We start from the raw sequence: 19,304 nt of genomic DNA, 5'->3' as shown, positions 1-19,304 counted from the left end.
GCTCAGACCTCCGAAACGCGCGTCGTGCGCGGCAGCGCGGCGACCTGGCCGCTTGCTGTGAAGACGAGATCGACGCCGCGCGGGAACTGCGCGCCATTCGCGGCGATCTCTGCGGTGAGGCCGGCCGGCCAGGACGCGATGCCGATACGGGCACGGTCGCGGATGCCGGGTCCGGCGAGTTGGAGCGAACCGTCGGCGGCGAGCGCCTCGACGGCGACGACGATGGTCGTCGACCGGTCGGGATATTCGTCCGAGCCCTGCCCGAATTCGGCGAGCGCCGGCATGGCGGCGACGTCAGAGACGAGCGCGAAGGCTGCTTCGGCCGGATCGGCGACGATGCGGGCGCCGGTGTGAAAGCGCAGATAATCGACGACCGCCTTCGACGCCGCGAGCGGCGCGTCGAGCCAGAGCGTGACCTCGTGATCGACCAGCGTCAGCGCTGTTGCCGCGAGCTCCGGCGTCAACGGCGCCGGCGCGTCGAGCGCGGCGGGGAAATCATGGATCGAGCCCGGACGCGCGAGCGCGTCCATGAGCGCATGGAAATGCGCCTGGGCCGCGATGACGGGATCGGCGAAGCCGGCGGTAATGACGGGGGCGGACATCAATCCTCTCCGCGAACCATGGTGAAGAAATTGACGCGGGTGGCGGCAACGCGGCGCGCCTTGGCGGCGGCCTCGTCGGCCAGCCGCTGGCGTACCGGGGCGAGCGCGGCCTCGACGGCGTCGCGCTCGGGGCCCTGCCAGAGCGCGTCCAGGATGGCGGCGGTACGTGCCTTCGCGGCGTCGCGGCCGAGCTGGTAGGCGAAGCCGGTGCGGCCGTCCTCCAGCCGCACGGCGGCGCGGGTCACCGTCGCCTCGCCGAGGTTGAAGGCGTTGCCGTCGCCGCCCATGCGGCCGCGCAGCATGACGAGGCCCGGCTCCGTGCCGCGCAGATCGCTGGCGGCCGGAATCGGGCCGAGGCTACCGAGCGCCTGCTCCAGCTCGGTCGTCGTGGCGCCGGTGCAGGTCGCCATCACCGCCTGCCGGGCGGCGATCTCGGGATTTTGGGCCGGCGGCGCGCCCAGTGCTTGTTGTCGCATGACCAGATCCATCAAAGGCTTCTCATCGGATTTGTCTAATGGTATAGACAACTCAATGAACAGGTCCAGTGACGATTTGATGACAGACACAATGCGCCCCACGGACGACAGCCACGTGACGGAGATCGCCCGCGGGCGCGGCATCGCCGCCTGGCGGCAGATCGCCGACGAGATCGAGGCCGATATCCGCGCCGGCCGGCTCGGCCCCGGCATGCAATTGCCGACCGAGAGCCAGCTCGCCACCCGATTCGGCGTCAACCGCCACACGGTGCGCCGCAGCCTGGCGGAACTGGCGTCACGCGGCCTGGTGCGTGCGACGCAGGGACGCGGCACCTTCGTCGAGGACCGGCCGATCGCCTATCCCATCGGCACGCGCACGCGCTTTTCGGAGAACGTCTCCCGCGCCGGGCGCGAGGCGGGCGGCAAGCTGCTCGATGCCTTCGAGACCACCGCCGACCGCCAGGTCGCGGCCCAGCTCGGCATCGCCGAGGGTGCGCCGGTCGTGCGGCTCGACACGGTGCGCATGGCGGACGGGACGCCGATCTCGCTCGGCACCGCCCATTTCCCCCTGCCCCGCTTCGCCGGCCTGATCGAGGCCTATCGCTCGCTCGGCACGGTGACCGCGGCACTCCAGGCCTGCGGCGTCGCCGACTATCGCCGGCACGAGACGCGGGTCTCGGCCCGCGCCGCCGGGCCGGAGGAGGCGCTGAAGCTCGATCTCGCGCCGGGGCGCCTGCTACTGACGGTCGAGAGCCTGAACGTCGACGCCGACGGCGCGCCAATCCAGTTCACCCGCGCCGCCTTCCCGGTCGACCGCGTCGAGCTGGTGATGGAGAGCTGAGGCTCCCTGCCCGGGTGAGATGATCCGCCGTGCTTTCACCTCTCCCTGAGGGAGAGGTGAAGGATAGCCTGCTGAGGAGCAGCTCGAAGAGCGGCGTCTCGAAGCACGCACGACGTCTCAGCGAGACAAACCTCACACCATCTTCGACTTGCCGATCACCGCCATGCGCAGCTTCGACGAGACGAAATCGATGATCGCGACCGTGACGAGGATCATCAGGATCAGGAAGGCGACCTGCTTCAGCTCGAGCACGCGGATCAGCTCGGTCAGGTAGGAACCGACGCCACCGGCGCCGACAATGCCGATGATGGTGGCCGAGCGGGTGTTGGATTCGAAGAAATAGAGCACCTGGCTGGCGATCACCGGGAAGACCTGCGGCACCAGGCCGAAGCGGACCTGATGCGCCTTGCCGCCGCCCGAAGCGGCGATGCCCTCGACCGCCTTGTTGTCCGTCGCCTCGATCGCCTCGGAGAACAATTTGCCGAAGGCGCCGAAATCGGCGCAGGCGATGGCCAGCACGCCGGCGAACGGCCCGAGCCCGACGACGTTGATCCACATCAGCGCCCAGATCAGCGTGTCGACCGAGCGGAAGACGTCGAAGGTCCGGCGCATGCCGAAATGCACGAAGATGTTCGGGATGACGTTCTTGGCCGCCAGGAAGGCGACCGGGAAGGCGAGGATCGCCGCCGTCAGCGTGCCAAGGAAGGCGATCGCCAGCGTCTCGCCGAGCGCGATGGAGAAGGCTTCGAAGCGGCCCTCCGGCATCGGCGGGATCATCAGCACGGCGAACTGGCCGAGCCGATGCAGGCCGTTCCAGATCCGCACCAGCGAGAAATCGAGCCAGACCATGGCGCCAAGCGCCAGCAGCACGGCGGCGACGAGAATGCCGATCGTCAGAACCCGCTTGCCGACCGACGTCGCGAAGGCGGCGGGGTGGCGGGCGCGGAGGCCGCCGAGATCGGCGATCGCGGCGTCGCGGATCGCGTGGCGGCCAGCGTCGAGGGAGGTGGAAACGGAAGTCATCGCATGCGCTCCATGCCGATCAGCCGGTGGCGGATCTGCTCCGTGCCGAGATCGATCAGGATCACGGTGACGATGATCATCAGCAGGATGGCGCTGACGTCGGTGTAGTAGAAATTGCGGATGGCGATCAAGAACTCCTGGCCGATGCCGCCGGCCCCGACGAAGCCCATCACGCCGGCGCCGCGCACATTGATCTCGAAGCGGAGCAGCCCGTAGGAGGCGAAGCCGGCCGAGACCTGCGGCAGCACGGCGAAGCGGACAGTCTGCAGCCAGGAGGCGCCGGTCGCCGCCAGCCCCTCGACCGGCTTCATGTCGATGTTCTCGACCACCTCGGCGAACAACTTGCCGAGCGCGCCAGCGGTGTGGATCGTCAGCGCCAGCACGCCCGCCATCGGGCCGAGGCCGAAGGCGATGACGAAGATCAGCGCGAAGACGATGTCCGGCACCGTGCGGCAGAATTCGAGGACGCGGCGCGCGACGAAACGGGTCGTCTTGTGGCGGACCAGATTGGCGGCGGCGAAAAAGCAGAGGCAGAACGCGATCACGCCGCCAAGCAGCGTGCCGAGATAGGCGATCAGGATGGTCTCGACCAGCAGGCGGAACCAGCCGCCGAAATTCCAGTACCAGGCGCGGATATCGCCGAAGAAGTTGTCGAAGGTGATCGTCGGCAGGGTGCGGCTGATGAAGGAGCCGAAATTGCCGATATTGGCGACGAGCTTTCCGAGCCGGACATCGGCCATCTGCGCGCTGATGACGATCAGGATCGCCAGGACGGCGAGCGCGGCCAGCAGCTTCATGCGCTTGGCCGATACGGACTGGGCATAGGCTCGGCGGAGCGCCGCCGCCTGCTGGTCCGGAAGCTTTGCAATGGCGGTTGCCAAGGGGCCGTCTCCGCTCGTTCTTCATCCGCCCCGGGGCGGACACCGCGACATGCGGCCGGTTACGAAAAAGGCGGCCGGATGACCGGCCGCCCCAGGAATAGGCGCGAAGAGGCTCAGGAGCCCTTCTTGCGCTGCTCGTCGTTGAACTTGACCATGTCGATGACCGGCTGCAGGGCGGCCGGCTCGACGGCGACGAACTCGGTGTCCTTGCCGTCCGAAAGCGCCGCGAAGCCCTTGGCGTCGCTCTTCGGCATGTCGAGGAAGGCCTGCTTGATCTGACCCTTCAGGTCGGCCGGCAGCGACGACAGCACCGAATACGGGCCCTCGGGCAGGAAGTCGGTCTTGAAGACGATGCGGAAGTCTTCCTTCGTCATCGGCTTGCCGTCGGCATTCTTGAGAATGCCCTTGGAGATCATGCGGGTCAGGTTGGAATCGTCTTCCGAGTTCCAGGAATTGGCGGCGGCGTCGACGGTGCCCTGGGCCAGCGCCAGGACGGCGTTGTCATGGCTGCCGGCGAAGATCGCCTTGCCGAAGAACGTGTCGACGTCCTTGCCGTCGCGGTTCAGGAAGAAGCGCGGCGCGTTGTTGCCGGAGGTCGAGTTGGAATCGACGAGCGCGAGCGTCTTGCCCTTCAGGTCGTCGATCGTCTTGTAGGGGCCGTCGGCGAGCGTGTAGATCACCGAGTAATATCCGGTGGCGCCGTTCGAATGGCGCGGCACGACGACCGGGTCGATCTCGACGCCGGTCAGCACGGCGCGGGCGTAGGAAGCCGGGCCATACATGGCGATCTGGGCGTTGCCGGCGCGCTGCGCCTCGATGACGGCGGCGTAGTCGGTGGCGACGGCCAGCTTGACCGGGACGCCGAGCTGCTTGCCGAGATAGTCAGCCAGCGGCTGGTAGCGGTCGGCGGTGGTCGAGGCGTTCTCGGCCGGGATGACGGCGATCGTCAGCTCGGGGAAATCGGCCTTCCAGTCGGCCATGGCGGGCGAAACGACGCCGGCAAGCGCGAGGCCTGCGACAGCGGCGCCGATCAGGGTGCGGCGGTTCAACATCGGTCGTCTCCAGCAAATGACGGCGCCGTCGCGGCACCGTTTTCAAATGTTTCGGGCAGGTTTCAGGCCGCGGCGGCGATGCCGCCCGGCACGGCGGCCGGCAGCGTCGCCGGCTCGAAATCGAGAAGCTCCTCGGCCTCGAGGCCGTAGAGGTCGCGGGCCACGTCCTCGGTCAGTTCGGCCGGGACGCCGTCGAACACGACGCGGCCGGCCGACATGCCGATCAGCCGGTCGCAATAGGTGCGGGCGAGATCGAGCGAGTGCAGGTTGCACATCACCGTGATGCCGTAGTGACGGTTGATACGCAGAAGCGCGTCCATCACGACCTTGGTGTTGCGCGGATCGAGCGAGGCGATCGGCTCGTCGGCGAGGATGATCTCCGGCTCCTGGACCAGGGCGCGGGCGATCGCCACGCGCTGCTGCTGGCCGCCGGACAAGCTGTCGGCGCGCTGGCCGGCGAGCTGGGCGATGTCGAACTGCTCGAGCGCGGAAAGCGCCACGGCGCGGTCCTCGTCCTTCCAGAGCTGCAGCAGCGAGCGCGGCGTCGAGACGGTGTTGAGGCGGCCCATCAGCACGTTGGTCAGGACGTCGAGGCGGCCGACCAGGTTGAACTGCTGGAAGATCATGGCGCAGCGGGCGCGCCAGTCGCGCAGCTGCTGACCCTTCAACTTGGTGACGTCGACATCGCCGAAGCGGATCGCGCCGGCGGTCGGATCGACCAGGCGGTTGATCATCCGGAGCAGAGTCGACTTGCCGGCGCCGGAGCGGCCGATCACGCCGACGAAGCTGCCCGATCCGATCGTCAAGCTGACGTCGCTGACCGCAGCCTTCTGGTTGAAATGTCGTGCGACGCCGTCCAGTACCAACATGTCATGATCTCCCGGTTGGGCGGATCATGCAGTTTCGAAGCAAAGCTTTTGTGACGGTCTTTTCCACCCGCGAAATCGATGGCACGAAGCCGTGCAGTAACGCTTTTTCGACTTTGCCGGCTTAGTCATCCCGCTGTCATCGAGAGTCCCCGTGCCAGGATACCCCGTATTTCCCTGGAATTTCATCGCAATCAGAAAGGCCCCGCGCGGGGCGCGGCTCGGCGTTTCAGCCGCGCGGGCCGTAGAGGTCGATCACTTCCAGCGAGGCGCTGCGATTGAAGGTATGCAGGCCGAGATTGTCGCCCCAGGGCAGAGCCGTCGCGGAGATCGTCTGCGCATAGTCGCTCGGCGTCAGCGACCGGATCTCGGCGAAACCGAGCGCCGCGCCATAGAGGCCGTCGCAGTTCTGCACCGGCCGCACCAGCCGGCCGTCGATGTCGAGGATCCTGCCCGCCGGCCGCGCGGCGGTGAGATCCACCATCACCGGATTGCCGGGATGCGCCTGCCACGGACCAAAGGGCGACGGCGCGTGATAGAGCGACAGCGCATCCCAGCTCGACGTCCAGCGCTCGCGCGAAGCGGCGAACATCCACCAACGGTCGCCGATCTTCTGCAAGGTCGCGTCGCCGAGGTCGACATCGTCGAGCAGTACCGAATGCAGCGTCCAGTGATCCGGGAACGGATCGGCCCTGTAGAGCTCGACGGTCCGGCGGGACGAGGTCTCCGGGATCATCCAGACCGCGCCGTCATGCTCGAACAGGAACGGATAGGAGAGATGGCAATCCGTCTCCAGCACGATGCGCGGCGTCTCGACCTTGCCGGCCTGGTCGATCTCCGCGAGCGAAATGACGCCCTTGCCGGTCGCGTAGGGGAACTCCTCGACGAAGAGGAAGCGCCGCCCGTCCCGTTCCCAGAGGAACGGATCGGCATAGAAGCGCTGGCCATCGTCGGGTAGGCGTCGGAAACCGCTCGGACCGATCACCGGCAGAACGTCGGAGGGATCCGGCCGTTCGCGCCAGGCGACATACCAGTTTGGCGCACGGCCGAGCTGGCGCTCGATCCGGCCCTTCACGCGGGCGGCGAGCATGGCCGTGAAGAACCCGGCCGCCGAGCGATGCGGCGCGGCGGGCGCCGGCGAGGGCGGCAGGCTGCCGGCCGGGATGCCGTCAGTCAGACGCTCGACCTCGTGCACGACCATATGCGCGGCGCGGCCGAGCAGCATGCCGAGCGCGGCCGTGGCGCTGCGCGGGCTCTCGACCGCCGGTCGCCACGCCGACAAAATCCGCTCCCCGGCCTCGACCACCAGCACCGTCTCGAACATTGGCGCCCGTTCGTCGAGCACGGCGGCGAGCGCCCCCGCCTCCGCCGGCCCGCCATCGCAGCGAAGATGCAGCACGGGCATGAGCCCGATCCCGTCGCCGCAGAGATCGACCAGCAGATCCGGCGCGACGCCATCGGCCTCCGGCACGCCGAGATCGGACCAGGCGATGCCAGATTCCAGCGCGCCATGCGCGGCGCCGTAAAGCGTGCGCTCCAGCAGGAAGAGCGTAGCCGCGCCCTGCGGCAGCGGCGCGGTGATCCACCCCTTTTCCACCCGCACCCTGAAATCCGGACGCGCGGCGAGTCGGGCGACGATCTCCCGGTGCCAGCCGCGCAAATTCGTCGGGTCGAGCCGGATATCGATCCGCATCGTCTCATCTCCCTTGGCGCGGAGCGCATCAGGCATTAGGGCTCGGAGGCGAACGGCTCCGGGTGGGTGGATTCGAGGCTAATGGCAAAGCGTAAGTTTCTCTTTTACACGCGCTCGCTGGCGGGCGGTGGCGGCGCCGAGCGGGTCTGGGCGATGCTCGCCTCGCATTTCGCCTCCACGGGCGACGAGGTCATCCTGGCGGTCGATGGCGCCGGCGACCAGGCCGGGCCGATCGACCCCGCCGTCAACGTCGAGATCCTACCGCCCGGCAACCGCGCCCAGATCGCGGCGCTTGCCGCCCTCCTCCGCCGCTTCCGGCCCGACGTGGCGCTCTCCGCGCTCTCCGGCAACGCCACCAAGCTGGCGCTGGCGCGCCTCTGGGCCCGCTCCTCCGTGCCGCTCGTCGTCTCCTTCCATGGCTTCGAGGAATACCGGACCGGAAAACTGAGCGCCGCCGCCTATTACGGCATGCCGATCCTGACCAAGTCCTGCAGCCGGATCGTCTGCGTCTCTGACACGCTCCGCGCGGTGATGATCGACCGCTGGGGCGCCGAGGCCGACAAGACGGTCCGGATCTACAATCCCGTGCCGATCCTGCCGGCCGTGATCGACACCGCCACGCTGGCCGCGCGACCGCCGGAGATCGTCGCCGTCGGCCGCCTGTCGCGCGAGAAGGGCTTTGATGACCTGATCCGCGCCTTCGCCCGGGTCACCCATCGCGACGCGACGCTCACCATCGCCGGCGAGGGGTCCGAGCGCGCCGCGCTCGAGGCCCTGGCCGGAGCCGAAGGCGTGGCCGGCCGCGTCCGTTTCGCCGGCTTCACCGATCCGGCGCCGCTCTATGCCCGCGCCCGGCTCTGCGCGATCCCCTCGCGCACCGAGGCCTTCGGCATGGTCGCGGTGGAAGCGCTGGCAGCCGGCCTCCCGGTCGTCTCGACGCGTTGCGCCGGCCCGCGCGAGATCCTCGACGGCGGCCGCTACGGCACGCTGGTCCCCGTCGGCGACGTGGCTGCGATGGCGGGCGCAATCGACGAAGCCCTCGACCATCCAGGCGACCCGGCGCCGCGCATCGAACGCGCGCAGCATTTTTCGAGCGAAACGGGCTTCGCCGCCTGGGCGGCGCTGCTCGACGGAATCCTGCGGAAGGGCTGAACGGAAAAAGGCCTAGGCGCGCGCGAGTTCGCGGTGGCGCTCGAACAGCTTCGGCATCTGCACCTTGGTCGAATAGGGAACCGCCTTGGCGCGGATCACCGCCGGGTCGAGGCGACCGGAGCGGATGTCGTCGAAGAGCCTGAGGAAGCCGGCCGTCATCTGCTCCGCCGAGGCCACGGGATCGGCGGGGCGCTCGACCAGGAAGCCGCTCTCCCCCTGGACGATCAGCGGGTCGAACTGCGGCAGGCGGATCGCGCCGACCGGCCGGCCGGTCGACAGCAGTTCCAGGAGATAGCAGGGCATGCCCTCGAAGAACGAGGTCAGCACGCCGGCATGGCACTGCCGCATGATCGCCGCCACGCCCTCCGAATTCTGGAAGCCGTGCCGCACCGTGAACGGCTCGATCGCGGCGAACTCGGCGAAGCGATGGGGATCGCTGGTGCCGATATAGTGGAATTCGAACCGCCCCTCGCGCGCCTGATGCAGGCGGCGCATGGTCTCGAACATCAGGGGCGGGTCCTTGAAGGTATCGAGGCGGCCGGCGAAGACGATGCGGAAGACGTCGTCCTGCGAGAATGGCGCCAACGCGAAGCGGTCCATGTCGACCGAGACGGTCAAAAGCTCCGACTTCGCCACGAATTGCGGCATCACCTTCTTGAAGCGCTCGATGATGTTCTGGTTGACGCAGACGATGCGGCTGGCGAGGCGGAGTGCGATGCGCTCGTTGACGGCGTTGATGTACCAGAAGCGCTTGATCAGCGAATCCATCTGGTCCTTGCGGCTGCCCTCGCCATGCACGAGTTGCACGACGGGCCGCCCGAGCATCCGCCCGATCGGCGCGAATTCGAAGCGCTGCAGCTCCGTCGTCGCCTGCGGCGCGGCGCCGAGTTTGCGGATCGTCGGCAGATAGCGCAGCGCGCCGAGCGCGAAGCGCAGCGTCACCGACTGCCAGAGTTTTTTCGCGGCGCCGTGGATCTCGCGATCCGGGATATGCACGACGGGCAGGAAGTCGATCGTGTGGTCGCCGACCGGCAGCTTGACCACCTTGCCGAGCTCGAGGTCGCCGCGCTCGTCGACCCCGACCAGCAGCACGGAGAAATCCGGCGGATGGCGCTCGAACATCAGCCGCACATGCGTTTCGATGCCGCCGACCTTGGAGCCGCGCGGATCGATCGGATGCAACATGGTCAGCCGGTGCGTCATGCGATGGAACCCTCAGCCCCGCCTGTCGCGGGACTTGTCCGGCCCTTTTATCAGGTAGCCGAGGTAATAGGCCATCGAGCGCGCATAGCGCATGCCGAGGCGGCTCGGCTCCTGCAGGAAGCGCCAGACCCATTCGGTGCCGGTATGCTGGAAGATCGCCGGCGCGCGCTTGCTGTGGCCCGAGATGAAATCGAGCGCGGCGCCGATGCAGATGAACATCACGCCCGTCGACCGCTCGACGGCGGCGTGGGCGAAGAGCTCCTGCTTGGGCGCGCCGAGCGCGACGAAGCAGATGCCGGCGCCCGAGGCGGCGATGCGCTCGGCCGCGCCGCGAGCGGCCTCGCCCTCCGGATCGAAGCCGCGCGGCGGAGATTCCGAGCCGGCGATGACGAGACCGGGAACATCGGCCAGGAGTTGGCGCGCCGCGGCGTCGCGGATGACGTCGGAGGTGCCGAAGAGATGGATGGAGACGCCGGCGGCGGCCGCCGCCTTGCAGAGCGGCAGGACGAGATCGGCGCCGGTCACCCGGTCGACCGCGTGCCCCTGGCGGCGCGCGATCTTCACCACCGGCGCGCCGTCGGCGCTGACATAGGTGGCCGCGTCATAGGCGGTACGGAAGCGCGCATCCTCGCGCAGCTTGACGAGATGGTCGAGGTTCAGGGTGAAGACGGAACCGCTGCGATGCAGCCTGGCATCGGCGACGACGCGCCGGATCAGCTCCGCCTGCGTGGCGATGTTGATCCGCCCCTCGTTGATGCGGACAAGATCCGCCGGCCCCTGCGCCTGCGTGATCTCAGCGCCCGTCCGTTCGCTGCCTCGTTCCGCCATCCCGTCCATCCCCGATTCCCGATTCCCATGCCCGCGACCGGCATCGCCGGGCCCGCACCCGCGCCTTGCCCGATATCGATAGAACTGAGAGGTTAAAAAGACTGGAACCCGAGGATCGGCCCCCCCCCTTGAAGCCAACCCGTCGCGCAATTCTGCAGGCCGGCGTCATGTTCGGCGCGATGCCGCCGCTCGGCGCGACGGCCCGACCGCGCGACAGCCTCGGATCGGCCGCCGCCCGCGCCGGCGTCACCTTCGGCACCTCGATCGCGGCCGACACGCTCGTCACCCCGGCGCAAGCGGCGCTCTATCTGCGCGAGGCCGGCATCCTCACCGTCGACTGGGCGCTGATTTTCGGCAATCTCCGACCCTCGGCGGACCAGTTCCTCACCGGCGACGCCGAGGCGATCCTCGCCTTCGCCGCGCCGAGCCACACGCCCGTGCACGGCCACGCGCTGGCCTGGAACGAGAGCCGGCCGGACTGGCTGATGAAGCTCTCCACCAGCGAGCTGCGCAAGGCGCTCGACCGCCATGTCGACGAGACAGTCGGCCATTTCGCCGGGCGCCTGCCCTCCTGGAACGTCGTCAACGAGCCGTTCTGGCCGGGGCATGGCCTTGCCGGTGACTATCGCGACGGCCCCTGGCTGCGGGCCTTCGGGCCCGACTACGTCGTCCGCGCCTTCCAGCGCGCGCAGGCGGCCGATCCGGCGGGGCGACTGGTGCTGAACGAGGCCTTGGCGGAGGCGTGGACGGAGGACGGCGCCAGGATACGCAGCGGCCTGCTCCGGCTGGTCGACACGCTGCAGGACGCGGGCGTGCGTCTCGACGCGGTCGGCCTGCAGGGGCATTTGAACCCCGGCCAGCCCTTTTACGATGCCGGCTTCGCCGACTTCCTGCACCAGCTCGCCGAGCGGAAGGTCGAGATCTGGATCACCGAACTCGATATCGACGACACCGCCTTTCCCGACGACATCGCGGCGCGCGACGCGGCGGTGGCGGCCCGCTATCGCGATTTCCTGACCGCGGTGCTGACCGTGCCGGCGGTGACCACGGTGATCACCTGGCAGCTGGCCGATTCCGCCAGCTGGTACGTGCACGAGATGCTGCGACTCGATGCGGACGCGACCCGGCTACCGCGCCCCCTGCCCTTCGACGCCGCTTTCGAACCGAAGCCGGCCCGCGACGCGATGCTCGCGGCGTTCGAGACGCGCCGCAGGGGCTAGCCCTGCGCCGCGAGCCGCGCCGAAAGCCGTTCAATCAGCGCGGCGTGATCCCGTTCCGCCGCGCCGTTCCAGCGCGCCAGATTGGCCCTGGCGAGCGCCGAGGCGGCGGCGAGCCCGTCGGGACCGGCCAACTTCGCGGCGATCCGGGCGGCGCTCGCGGCGGGATCGGCGGGGTCGACCATCCAGCCGGATTGCCCAAGCGCCTCGCGGAAAACCTTGATGTCGGAGGCGATGACGGCGAGGCCGCCATGCTGGGCCTCGAGCGGGGTCAGCCCCAGCCCTTCGTCATGCGAGGTGGTGATCAGCGCATGCGCCTCGCCGATGAGGGCGCGCACGCGTTCCGGCGGCTGGTAGCCGTGCAGCGTTACGCCCGGCATCTGCCGCAGCGCCTCGACCTCGTCGCCCCAGCCGAGCCGGCCGACGAGATCGAGCTGCGCCGGAATGCCCTGCTCCCGCAGCGCCGCGACGATGCGGGCGGCGGCGCGCAGGTTCTTGCGCGGCTCGATCGTGCCGATGGCGATCAGCCGCAGCGTCTCACCCGGCGCCCAGCCGCGCGGCCGCGCCGCCTGCTCGGCGATGCCGAAGACGTCGCGCACGCGCGGGCGGTAGAGCGAGATCTCGGCATCGGGGCGGGCGAAGGCGGAGAGCTCCGACCGCGTCGTCTCGGAATTGACCAGCAGCCAGCGCAGCCGCTTCAGCGCGAAGGCGAAGGCCGGCACCATGTAAATGCGGGCACGCCAGTTGAGGTCCTGCGGGCGCGTGAGCAGGAAGGTGTCGTGGATGTAGGGGATGACCCGGTCGCCGAAAAGCGTCATCGGGATCGACGGCGGAAAGCCGGGACAGAGCGCCAGCGACCGCCGGTTGGAGCCGAGCCGCCGCGGCAGGCGCATGGTCTGGGCGGCGATCATGCCGCGCACGCCCTTGGCGTGAACCGGCACGACCGGGAGCGGCGCCAGCGCCTCGGCCGAGAACAGCTCGAGCGTGATTCGTTCCAGCCCGGTCACGAAACGACCGAGATGGCTCTCGTCGACGTAGAGCACGGGAGAACCGGACATGCTGAGGCTTTCAGGAAACCGTCGCGGCAGGCTCGGACGGCTCGATGGCGGGGGACGATGTCCGCACGACTACCATGCCGCGCAGCTCCGGCACCAGCGCGCGCAGATCGGCATAGGCAGACGCGATCACCGGCGTGCCCGCCTCCTCCGCGTCGACCACCATCACCGCATCGTCGGCGATCGACAGAAGGGCATTGAACAGGGGCGGTGGACAGGAGGGGCCGAGATCGACGACCACGCGCTCGAAGCCGTCGGCGACATCGCGAACCGTCTCGACCAGCCGGTCGCCATGATGCTCGATCTCGGCGCTGCGGGCCGCACTCGCGGCCGGCAGCAGGACGATCGAGGCGCCGTCGAGCCGGGTTCCGATCGCGGCCGGATCGGCATTGCTGAGCGCCACGTCGAGAATGCCATGCGCGTCCTGGCCGATCAGGGCCGAGGCGGCGGTAACCGCGCCGGTATTGGCGTCGATCAGCAGCGTCTCGACGGCCGGTTCCGCCACCGCGCGGGCGAGGCCGTAGGCGACCGAGGCGATCGCGCCGCTGGCGACGGTGCCAAACAGGATATGGACGGCCGGGCCCGTCGTGTCGGCCGGCCGGGTCAGCTGTTCCGCCAGCGCGCGGAAGCCGATCGCGCCGTCCTGGGCGACGCCGTCGAGCAGCGCGCCGGCCGCCGCCTCGCCGAGCGACGCCCCGGCCGTCAGCGATCCCGGGACCGCGATTTCGGCCAGCTCATCATTGCCGCGATCCCTCGCCGCGACACGCGCCTCGGTGTCGGGCTCGGGGGACTGGATCGACGGCGTCGGAGCGGGCGGCGCGGACAGGGCCAACGTCGCCTCGCGCGCCGGCCGCAGCAGCCGGGCGCGGCCGCGATAGAGCGCGAGCGCCATGCCGACGCCAAGGCCGCCAATGCCAGCCAGGCCGAGGATGATCTTCTTCTTCGGCCAGGATGGATAGAGCGGTATGGGGGCCGGGCCGATGATGCGCGCGTCTGAAACCTGCAGGTTCTCCTGCAGGCCGGTTTCCTGCGCCCGCGCCACGAAGGCGCGATAGGCGTCGCGCCGGATCGACGCCTCGCCCTCGAGATCGCGCAGCGTGACGCTGGCCTCGCTGGTCTCGTTGACCTTGTTGGTCGCCGCCGCCAGCGCCGCCGCCGTGCTGGCGACCTGCGACTTGGCGAGGTCGGCCTCGACCCGCGCCTTGGCGGCTAGCGCGTGGAGCTCGGTCTTGATCAGGCTGCGCGAGCGGGCGACATCGGCCGCGGCCGTCTGCATGCGCGGATGCCGTCCGCCCAGCGTCTCGCCGAGCTCGGTCTGCTGGCGCAGCGCCGCGGCGTAGTCGAGCTTCAGACGGGCGAGGACGGACGAATCGATCGTCGAAAGCGCTGAGGCAAGGTCGCCGTCGCTGCTGCGCGCGATCGAATCGAGCCGCGCCAGCCGGGCCGAGGCCTCGTCGGCCTTCAGCCGCGCCGCGACATTCGCCTCGTTCAATTGCGTCAGAGTCTGTTCGTCGACGGAGCGGCCGTCGACCTGCACGAAGCCGTGCTGCTTGCGGTAGGCCTCGACGCGTTCATCGGCCTCGCGCGACTTCGCCTGCAGGTCGCTGACCTGCCGGGCGATCAGGAGATTGGCCTGGCGCGCCGCGTTCTGCTTCGCTTCCGTCAGGCTGGTGATGAAGGCCTCGGCGACCGCGTTCGACAGCCGCGCCGCCTCCTCGGGCGAGCGCGACGAGACGATCACGTCGATGACATAGGTCTCGGCGGCACGTTCGGCCCGGACATGCTTGGCGAAGGTCGTCAGCACCTTGTCGAGGTCCGGCGCGTCGCCGCCGCCGCCGAATTCGGGACTGTTGATCAGGTTCTCGCTGTCGACCACCTTGCGGAGCGTCGCCGAGGCGGTGACGAGATCCACCTGTGTCTCGATCCAGGACAGGTCGACGCCCTGCGTCGGCCGCACCACCTCGGGCCCGACCAATTGCTTGTCGCGCGGGTCGAGCAGGACGCGCGTCGTCGCCTGATAGACCTTGGCGGCGGTCGTGACATAGGCGAAGGCCGCGCCGAGGAACAGCGCCAGCGTGACCAGGATCAGCAGCCATTGCCGGAACAGCAGCGCGAACAGCCCGGACAGATCGATCTGGTCCGAAAACGGATCGAACGCCGTCCCACCCTCGACGACCGGTTCCGGGGGACGCGTGATCGAAAAATTGGCCTTGGCCGCCATCGTAGTCCACGGGCGAGAGCCTGATGCGCATGCTGCAGGGTTCGCCGGTTCGCCCACCCGGCAACGCAACTATGGATGGCGTCCGCTTAAGGATTTCTAAACGATAATCATCGCTCCAGCCTCCGGATATCGGCGACCGAAATACGAATTCTTCTCAATATATTCCCCGACAATACAAAGTATACCGACAAACACCTGGAGAAGAACGAGGAATCGAACGGCTACGGTCGACGATTCCGATTCGGTTAACACTGTTGGCGGAATGTCCGGGACACTGCGCGGAACCGCTCTATAGCATCCTCGGGCGCGCAGGGTCGCGCGCGGACCAGCGAGTTCCATGCATGGCAGTTGCGAGAGACGGGCATATCGATACCCTGCGAGGGCTGGCGTGCTTCCTGCTCGTCGCCTTCCACGTGATCGGCGACGGCCCGGCGCATGGCATGCACATCAGCGCGCACGACAATTGGCGGCTGTTCACCGAGCTGTTCGTGCATGTCCGGATGCCGCTGTTCTCGTTCCTGTCGGGCTACGTCTTCCAGGCCTTCATTGCCGACCGCGCCGCGCTCGGCGACGCCATCGTCAAGAAGCTGCGCCGGCTCGGCATCCCGCTCGTCGTCGTCTCGACCCTGTTCTATCTCTGCTTCGGCTTCGTCTACGGCCAGTTCTCCGGGCCGATCTGGCAGATCTACATCCTGCCCTACGAGCATTTCTGGTACCTGCAGGCGACGATCCTGATGATGGTCGGCCTGCTCGTCGGCTGCTATCTCGCCGGCCCGCGAGCCCGGCTGCTGCTGACGGTGCTGCTGCCGCTCTCCTGCCTCGTCTTCCTCGCCGCACCGCAGTTCGAGCCCAACCTCTTCGCCATCAATTCGGCCATCTACCTGCTGCCCTTCTTCCTGATCGGGCTGTTGCTGCGGGTGTGGTCGGCCGACCGCCGGATCCGCGCCGTTCCGAAACGCCGGATCCCGCTTCTCCTGCTGTTCGGGCTGTTCGTCGCCGTGCTGTTCGGGCTTGACCTGGCGAACTATGAGGGGTTCAACCAGCTCGATTTCGAACGCCAGTCGGCGCTCGGGCTGCTGTTCGGCGCCTCGACCTGCCTGGCCCTGTTTCTCAGCCAGCTGGAATGGACGCCGCTGAGCTTCATCGGCGGATTCTCCTACACGATCTATCTGTTCCACGTCTTCTTCACGGCCGGCTTGCGGAAAGCCTTCGACCTCCTCGCGCCCGGCGCCCCGGTCGGGTTCTATTTCAGCGCCGCCCTGCTGGCCGGCATCTTCCTTCCCATCCTGCTGCACCAGCTGCTGGTCCGCTGGCGCTGGAGCGCGCTGCTCTTCCTCGGCATCAGCCTCGATCGCGGCGCGGCCCGCCGCGGCGCCAGCGCGCTCGCCGAACAGGCCACGCCATGAGCCTCGTCGCAACGACACCGGTCCGCCGCCCCATCCGGATCCCCTGGCCGATCGGCCTCGCCAGCGCGCTCACCGTGCTGTGCCTGCTGGTCCTGTTCTTCGTGTCGTCAGGCGTCCTTGAGGCGTCTGGCATTCGTTATGGCTCGCCCGGCGGCTCGCCATTGAGCAAGTTCCATCCCGCCACCTATCTGGCGCTGGCGGCGCTCGGCCTCTGGGCGATCGCGATCGGCCCGGGCCGGTTGCTGGCGGCGCTCGCGGCCCAGCGTCCCGGCACGCTGATCTTCGCGCTGGCGATCCTTCTGCTGACGTTCCAGACGGCCGTCGTCCAGAAGCTGCCGATCTCAGCAATCGTCGACACCTTCGTGCTGCCGCTCGCCCTGTTCGTCTCGATCTCGTCGCTGCGGGCGCCCGCCACCGAGCGCCTGCTGATCGGCATGCACCTGTTCTTCCTGCTGAACTCCACGATCGGCTATCTCGAATACCTCACCCCGTTCCGCCTGACCCCCACCTATGAGCATGGCGAGATCGTTACCTATGACTGGCGCGCCACGGCCTTGCTCGGCCATCCGCTCGTCAACGCGCTGGCGACCGGAACCTATTTGCTGATCCTGACCGGGCCAGGCGGGCGGCGCTTCGACATGCCGCTCCGCGCCGCGCTGCTGATCTACAGCCTCGGCGCCATGGTGGCCTTCGGCGGCCGGGCCGCCACCGTCGCGCTGCTCGGCCTGCTGGCCGTGCGGGGAGGCCTCGAGATCGCGCGCATCCTCGCCGGCAGGCCGTTCCGGCTGCGCGGCGCGCTGCTCGGCATCCTCTTCCTGACCGGAATCGCCATTGCCGGCTCGCTGCTGGTCCAGGCCGGCGCGTTCGACAGCTTCCTCAGCCGCTTCGAGAACGACTACGGCAGCGCGGCCACCCGTGTCGCCATGTTCTCGATCTTCGACGGCATGAACCTGCGCGACGTGTTCTTCGCGCCCGACCTCGAGCATATCGCTTCCAACCAGCGTCGGCTCGACCTCGCCATCGGCATCGAGAGCTTCGTCGTCGCCTTCTTCGCCTATTACGGCGTCGTCACGACGGTGCTGTTCTTCCTCGGCCTCGCCGCCTTCTGCACGGAAATCGTCCGTACGGTCGGCCTTGCTGCCCTGCTGCCACTTGCCTACTATTTCGTCATTACCTCGACATCGACCGGCATTGCCAACAAGACGATCGACTTCGCGCTGATCATGGCGATGATCATGATCCTGCTCGACCGCCGCTTCATTCCCGCCGAGACGGACAAACCGGCAGCATGCTGATCCGCCAGACCATCCGCTACCTGCCGGCGCAATTGCTGACGCCGGCGTTCCAGCTGCTGTCGATGGTGGTGTGGACCTATTTCCTGCCGCCGGCCGAGATGGGCTCCTACATGCTCGTCACCGCCACCCAGGAATTCGCCTATCTGATCGCGCTCTCCTGGTTCTCGGTCTATGCGCTGCGCTTCATGCCGTTCGAGCGCGGCCAGGCGGAACGGGGCAACTTCCTGCATACCGAGGCGGCCGTCATCGCCGTCTCGCTGCCGATCAGCCTGATCGCCGCCTTCGCCACCATCGCGATCATCGACGTCACCCACCTCACCTGGCAGACGGTCGCGATCATCGCCTTCTTCTTCGCGACGCGCGGCATCAACACGCATTATTCCGAGCGGGCGCGGGCGCAGTCGAACATCCTCGCCTACACCATGCTGCAGATCCTCGGCCCGATCCTCGGCTTCGGCCTCGGGCTCGCCCTAGTGAGCGGGTGGCAGGCGACGGGCGATGCGCTGCTGCTCGCCTACGGCATCGCGCAGATGATCGCCAACCTCGTCGCCGCCCCGATGATCGGCATCGCCATCCTGCCTCGCCGCGTCGACCGGTCCATGCTCCGAAGCGCCGCTTCCTATGGCGGGCCGATCCTCTTTCTCTACTGCCTCGGCTGGATCGCCGAGAACAATTTCCGCTACGTGGTCAGCCACGTCTCGGGAGCCGCGGCCTTCGGCCTGATGGCGGTAGGCTGGGGGCTAGGCCGGCGCTGCGCCTCGGTCGGCAGCATGCTGGTCACCGCGGCGGCCTTCCCGATCGCCGCCCGCCTCCTGAACGAGGGCAAGCGCGATGAGGCGATGCGACAACTCGCGACCAATGCGGCCTTGCTCGTCGGAGTCATGGCGCCCATCGTCGTCGGCCTGGCCATGATCAGCACGCCGGCGACTGACCTCCTGATCGCCGAGCCCTATCGCGAGACGACGAAGGCGATCCTCGGTCTCTCGGCACTCGCCGGCGCAATCCGTTTTCTGCATGTGCATACCAGCGACCAGATCTTCATCCTGGAAAAGCGCGTCGGCTATGCCACGCTGGTCGACATCATCGAGATCGTCACGACCATCGTCCTGACGACAGCCGGACTGCTCTATCATGGCGCCGTCGGTGCAATCATCGGCACGGCGCTCGGCTCGACGCTGGCGGGCGGTGTAAGCTTGTTCATCGCGGTTCGCCATATGGGCTTCATTGTACCGATGCTCGATATCACGAAGGTGTTTCTAGCGACGGGAGCCATGGCCCTTTCGCTCGCGCTACTGCCGATGCCGACCGGCATGACCGGACTTGTGCTTGCGATCCTGATCGGCGTCATCGTCTACGCTGCAGCCATATCAATCGCCTACCAAGGCCAAGCACGCGGCATCCTTGAGCGCCGGCTGGGGCGGCGCGTGCAAAGCTCCGCCTAGAACTCCCCCCATTTGAAGGGCGGCAGCGCACTTCAGTTCTCCCGGTGAAGA

Annotated in this window: 17 protein-coding genes; 6 read left to right on the top strand and 11 right to left on the bottom strand. The window is 68.2% G+C overall.

The window, feature by feature from the left end:
• Positions 1–2: 2 nt before the first annotated feature.
• Positions 3–602 (bottom strand): phosphonate C-P lyase system protein PhnH, encoded by a 600-nt coding sequence (gene phnH, locus G539_RS0107260; protein ID WP_029074603.1) that lies wholly within the window; start codon positions 600–602, stop codon positions 3–5.
• Positions 602–1,012, bottom strand: coding sequence for a phosphonate C-P lyase system protein PhnG (gene phnG, locus G539_RS0107255; RefSeq protein WP_029074602.1), 411 nt, complete (start codon positions 1,010–1,012; stop codon positions 602–604). The genes phnH and phnG overlap by 1 nt, the downstream gene beginning before the upstream one ends.
• A 157-nt stretch (positions 1,013–1,169) precedes the next feature.
• On the opposite strand from phnG, the gene phnF reads away from it, so the two are divergent.
• Positions 1,170–1,919, top strand: a complete 750-nt coding sequence (gene phnF / locus G539_RS0107250) for a phosphonate metabolism transcriptional regulator PhnF (RefSeq protein ID WP_029074601.1) — start codon at positions 1,170–1,172, stop codon at positions 1,917–1,919.
• Between the two features lie 132 nt (positions 1,920–2,051).
• On the opposite strand, the gene phnE (G539_RS0107245) is transcribed toward phnF, so the two are convergent.
• The 5 genes from phnE (G539_RS0107245) to G539_RS24030 form a co-directional block, all read right to left on the bottom strand.
• A complete protein-coding gene (phnE, locus tag G539_RS0107245; RefSeq protein WP_051231174.1) occupies positions 2,052–2,942 on the bottom strand; it encodes a phosphonate ABC transporter, permease protein PhnE in 891 nt (296 codons plus the stop codon).
• On the bottom strand, positions 2,939–3,823 hold the full coding sequence (phnE, locus tag G539_RS0107240; RefSeq protein ID WP_029074599.1) for a phosphonate ABC transporter, permease protein PhnE: 885 nt from the start codon (positions 3,821–3,823) through the stop codon (positions 2,939–2,941). Before phnE (G539_RS0107240) ends, phnE (G539_RS0107245) begins: the two co-directional genes overlap by 4 nt.
• Positions 3,824–3,936: 113 nt before the next feature.
• Complete coding sequence (gene phnD, locus G539_RS0107235) at positions 3,937–4,875, bottom strand: phosphonate ABC transporter substrate-binding protein (protein ID WP_029074598.1); 939 nt, start codon at positions 4,873–4,875, stop codon at positions 3,937–3,939.
• A gap of 62 nt (positions 4,876–4,937) precedes the next feature.
• Complete coding sequence (gene phnC, locus G539_RS0107230; protein ID WP_029074597.1) at positions 4,938–5,744, bottom strand: phosphonate ABC transporter ATP-binding protein; 807 nt, start codon at positions 5,742–5,744, stop codon at positions 4,938–4,940.
• A gap of 226 nt (positions 5,745–5,970) precedes the next feature.
• Complete coding sequence (locus G539_RS24030) at positions 5,971–7,434, bottom strand: glucosamine inositolphosphorylceramide transferase family protein (RefSeq protein WP_156911896.1); 1,464 nt, start codon at positions 7,432–7,434, stop codon at positions 5,971–5,973.
• An 81-nt stretch (positions 7,435–7,515) separates the two neighbouring features.
• On the opposite strand from G539_RS24030, the gene G539_RS24025 reads away from it, so the two are divergent.
• Positions 7,516–8,586, top strand: a complete 1,071-nt coding sequence (locus tag G539_RS24025) for a glycosyltransferase (protein ID WP_051231172.1) — start codon at positions 7,516–7,518, stop codon at positions 8,584–8,586.
• A 12-nt stretch (positions 8,587–8,598) separates the two neighbouring features.
• Here G539_RS24025 and G539_RS0107215 read toward each other — a convergent pair whose 3' ends face one another.
• Together G539_RS0107215 and G539_RS24020 are read right to left on the bottom strand one after the other, a co-directional pair.
• Positions 8,599–9,789, bottom strand: coding sequence for a glycosyltransferase (locus tag G539_RS0107215; protein ID WP_029074596.1), 1,191 nt, complete (start codon positions 9,787–9,789; stop codon positions 8,599–8,601).
• A gap of 12 nt (positions 9,790–9,801) precedes the next feature.
• Positions 9,802–10,617 (bottom strand): WecB/TagA/CpsF family glycosyltransferase, encoded by an 816-nt coding sequence (locus tag G539_RS24020; RefSeq protein WP_084639898.1) that lies wholly within the window; start codon positions 10,615–10,617, stop codon positions 9,802–9,804.
• A gap of 128 nt (positions 10,618–10,745) precedes the next feature.
• Here G539_RS24020 and G539_RS24015 point away from each other — a divergent pair, with 128 nt between their 5' ends.
• Entirely contained in the window at positions 10,746–11,837 is a 1,092-nt protein-coding gene (locus G539_RS24015; RefSeq protein WP_035830531.1) for an endo-1,4-beta-xylanase, read from the top strand.
• Here G539_RS24015 and G539_RS24010 read toward each other — a convergent pair.
• On the bottom strand, positions 11,834–12,892 hold the full coding sequence (locus G539_RS24010) for a glycosyltransferase (protein ID WP_051231170.1): 1,059 nt from the start codon (positions 12,890–12,892) through the stop codon (positions 11,834–11,836). The two genes, G539_RS24015 and G539_RS24010, sit on opposite strands and share 4 nt — an antisense overlap.
• A gap of 10 nt (positions 12,893–12,902) precedes the next feature.
• Positions 12,903–15,110, bottom strand: a complete 2,208-nt coding sequence (locus G539_RS0107195; protein ID WP_029074595.1) for a GumC family protein — start codon at positions 15,108–15,110, stop codon at positions 12,903–12,905.
• A 341-nt stretch (positions 15,111–15,451) separates the two neighbouring features.
• On the opposite strand from G539_RS0107195, the gene G539_RS0107190 reads away from it, so the two are divergent.
• From G539_RS0107190 to G539_RS0107180, 3 genes are read left to right on the top strand one after another with little or no spacing between them, the layout of a single operon-like run.
• Entirely contained in the window at positions 15,452–16,516 is a 1,065-nt protein-coding gene (locus tag G539_RS0107190) for an acyltransferase family protein (protein WP_084639862.1), read from the top strand.
• Positions 16,513–17,811: a VpsF family polysaccharide biosynthesis protein gene (locus G539_RS0107185; RefSeq protein ID WP_029074593.1), complete on the top strand. Its 1,299-nt coding sequence runs from the start codon at positions 16,513–16,515 to the stop codon at positions 17,809–17,811. Before G539_RS0107190 ends, G539_RS0107185 begins: the two co-directional genes overlap by 4 nt.
• On the top strand, positions 17,805–19,253 hold the full coding sequence (locus G539_RS0107180; RefSeq protein ID WP_029074592.1) for a lipopolysaccharide biosynthesis protein: 1,449 nt from the start codon (positions 17,805–17,807) through the stop codon (positions 19,251–19,253). The genes G539_RS0107185 and G539_RS0107180 overlap by 7 nt, the downstream gene beginning before the upstream one ends.
• The last annotated feature ends 51 nt before the right edge of the window (positions 19,254–19,304 follow it).

This window comes from Kaistia adipata DSM 17808 (assembly GCF_000423225.1).
Taxonomy (GTDB): domain Bacteria; phylum Pseudomonadota; class Alphaproteobacteria; order Rhizobiales; family Kaistiaceae; genus Kaistia; species Kaistia adipata.
Note: the sequence above shows the minus strand (reverse complement) of the source record. Positions and strands in the feature narration are given on the sequence as shown.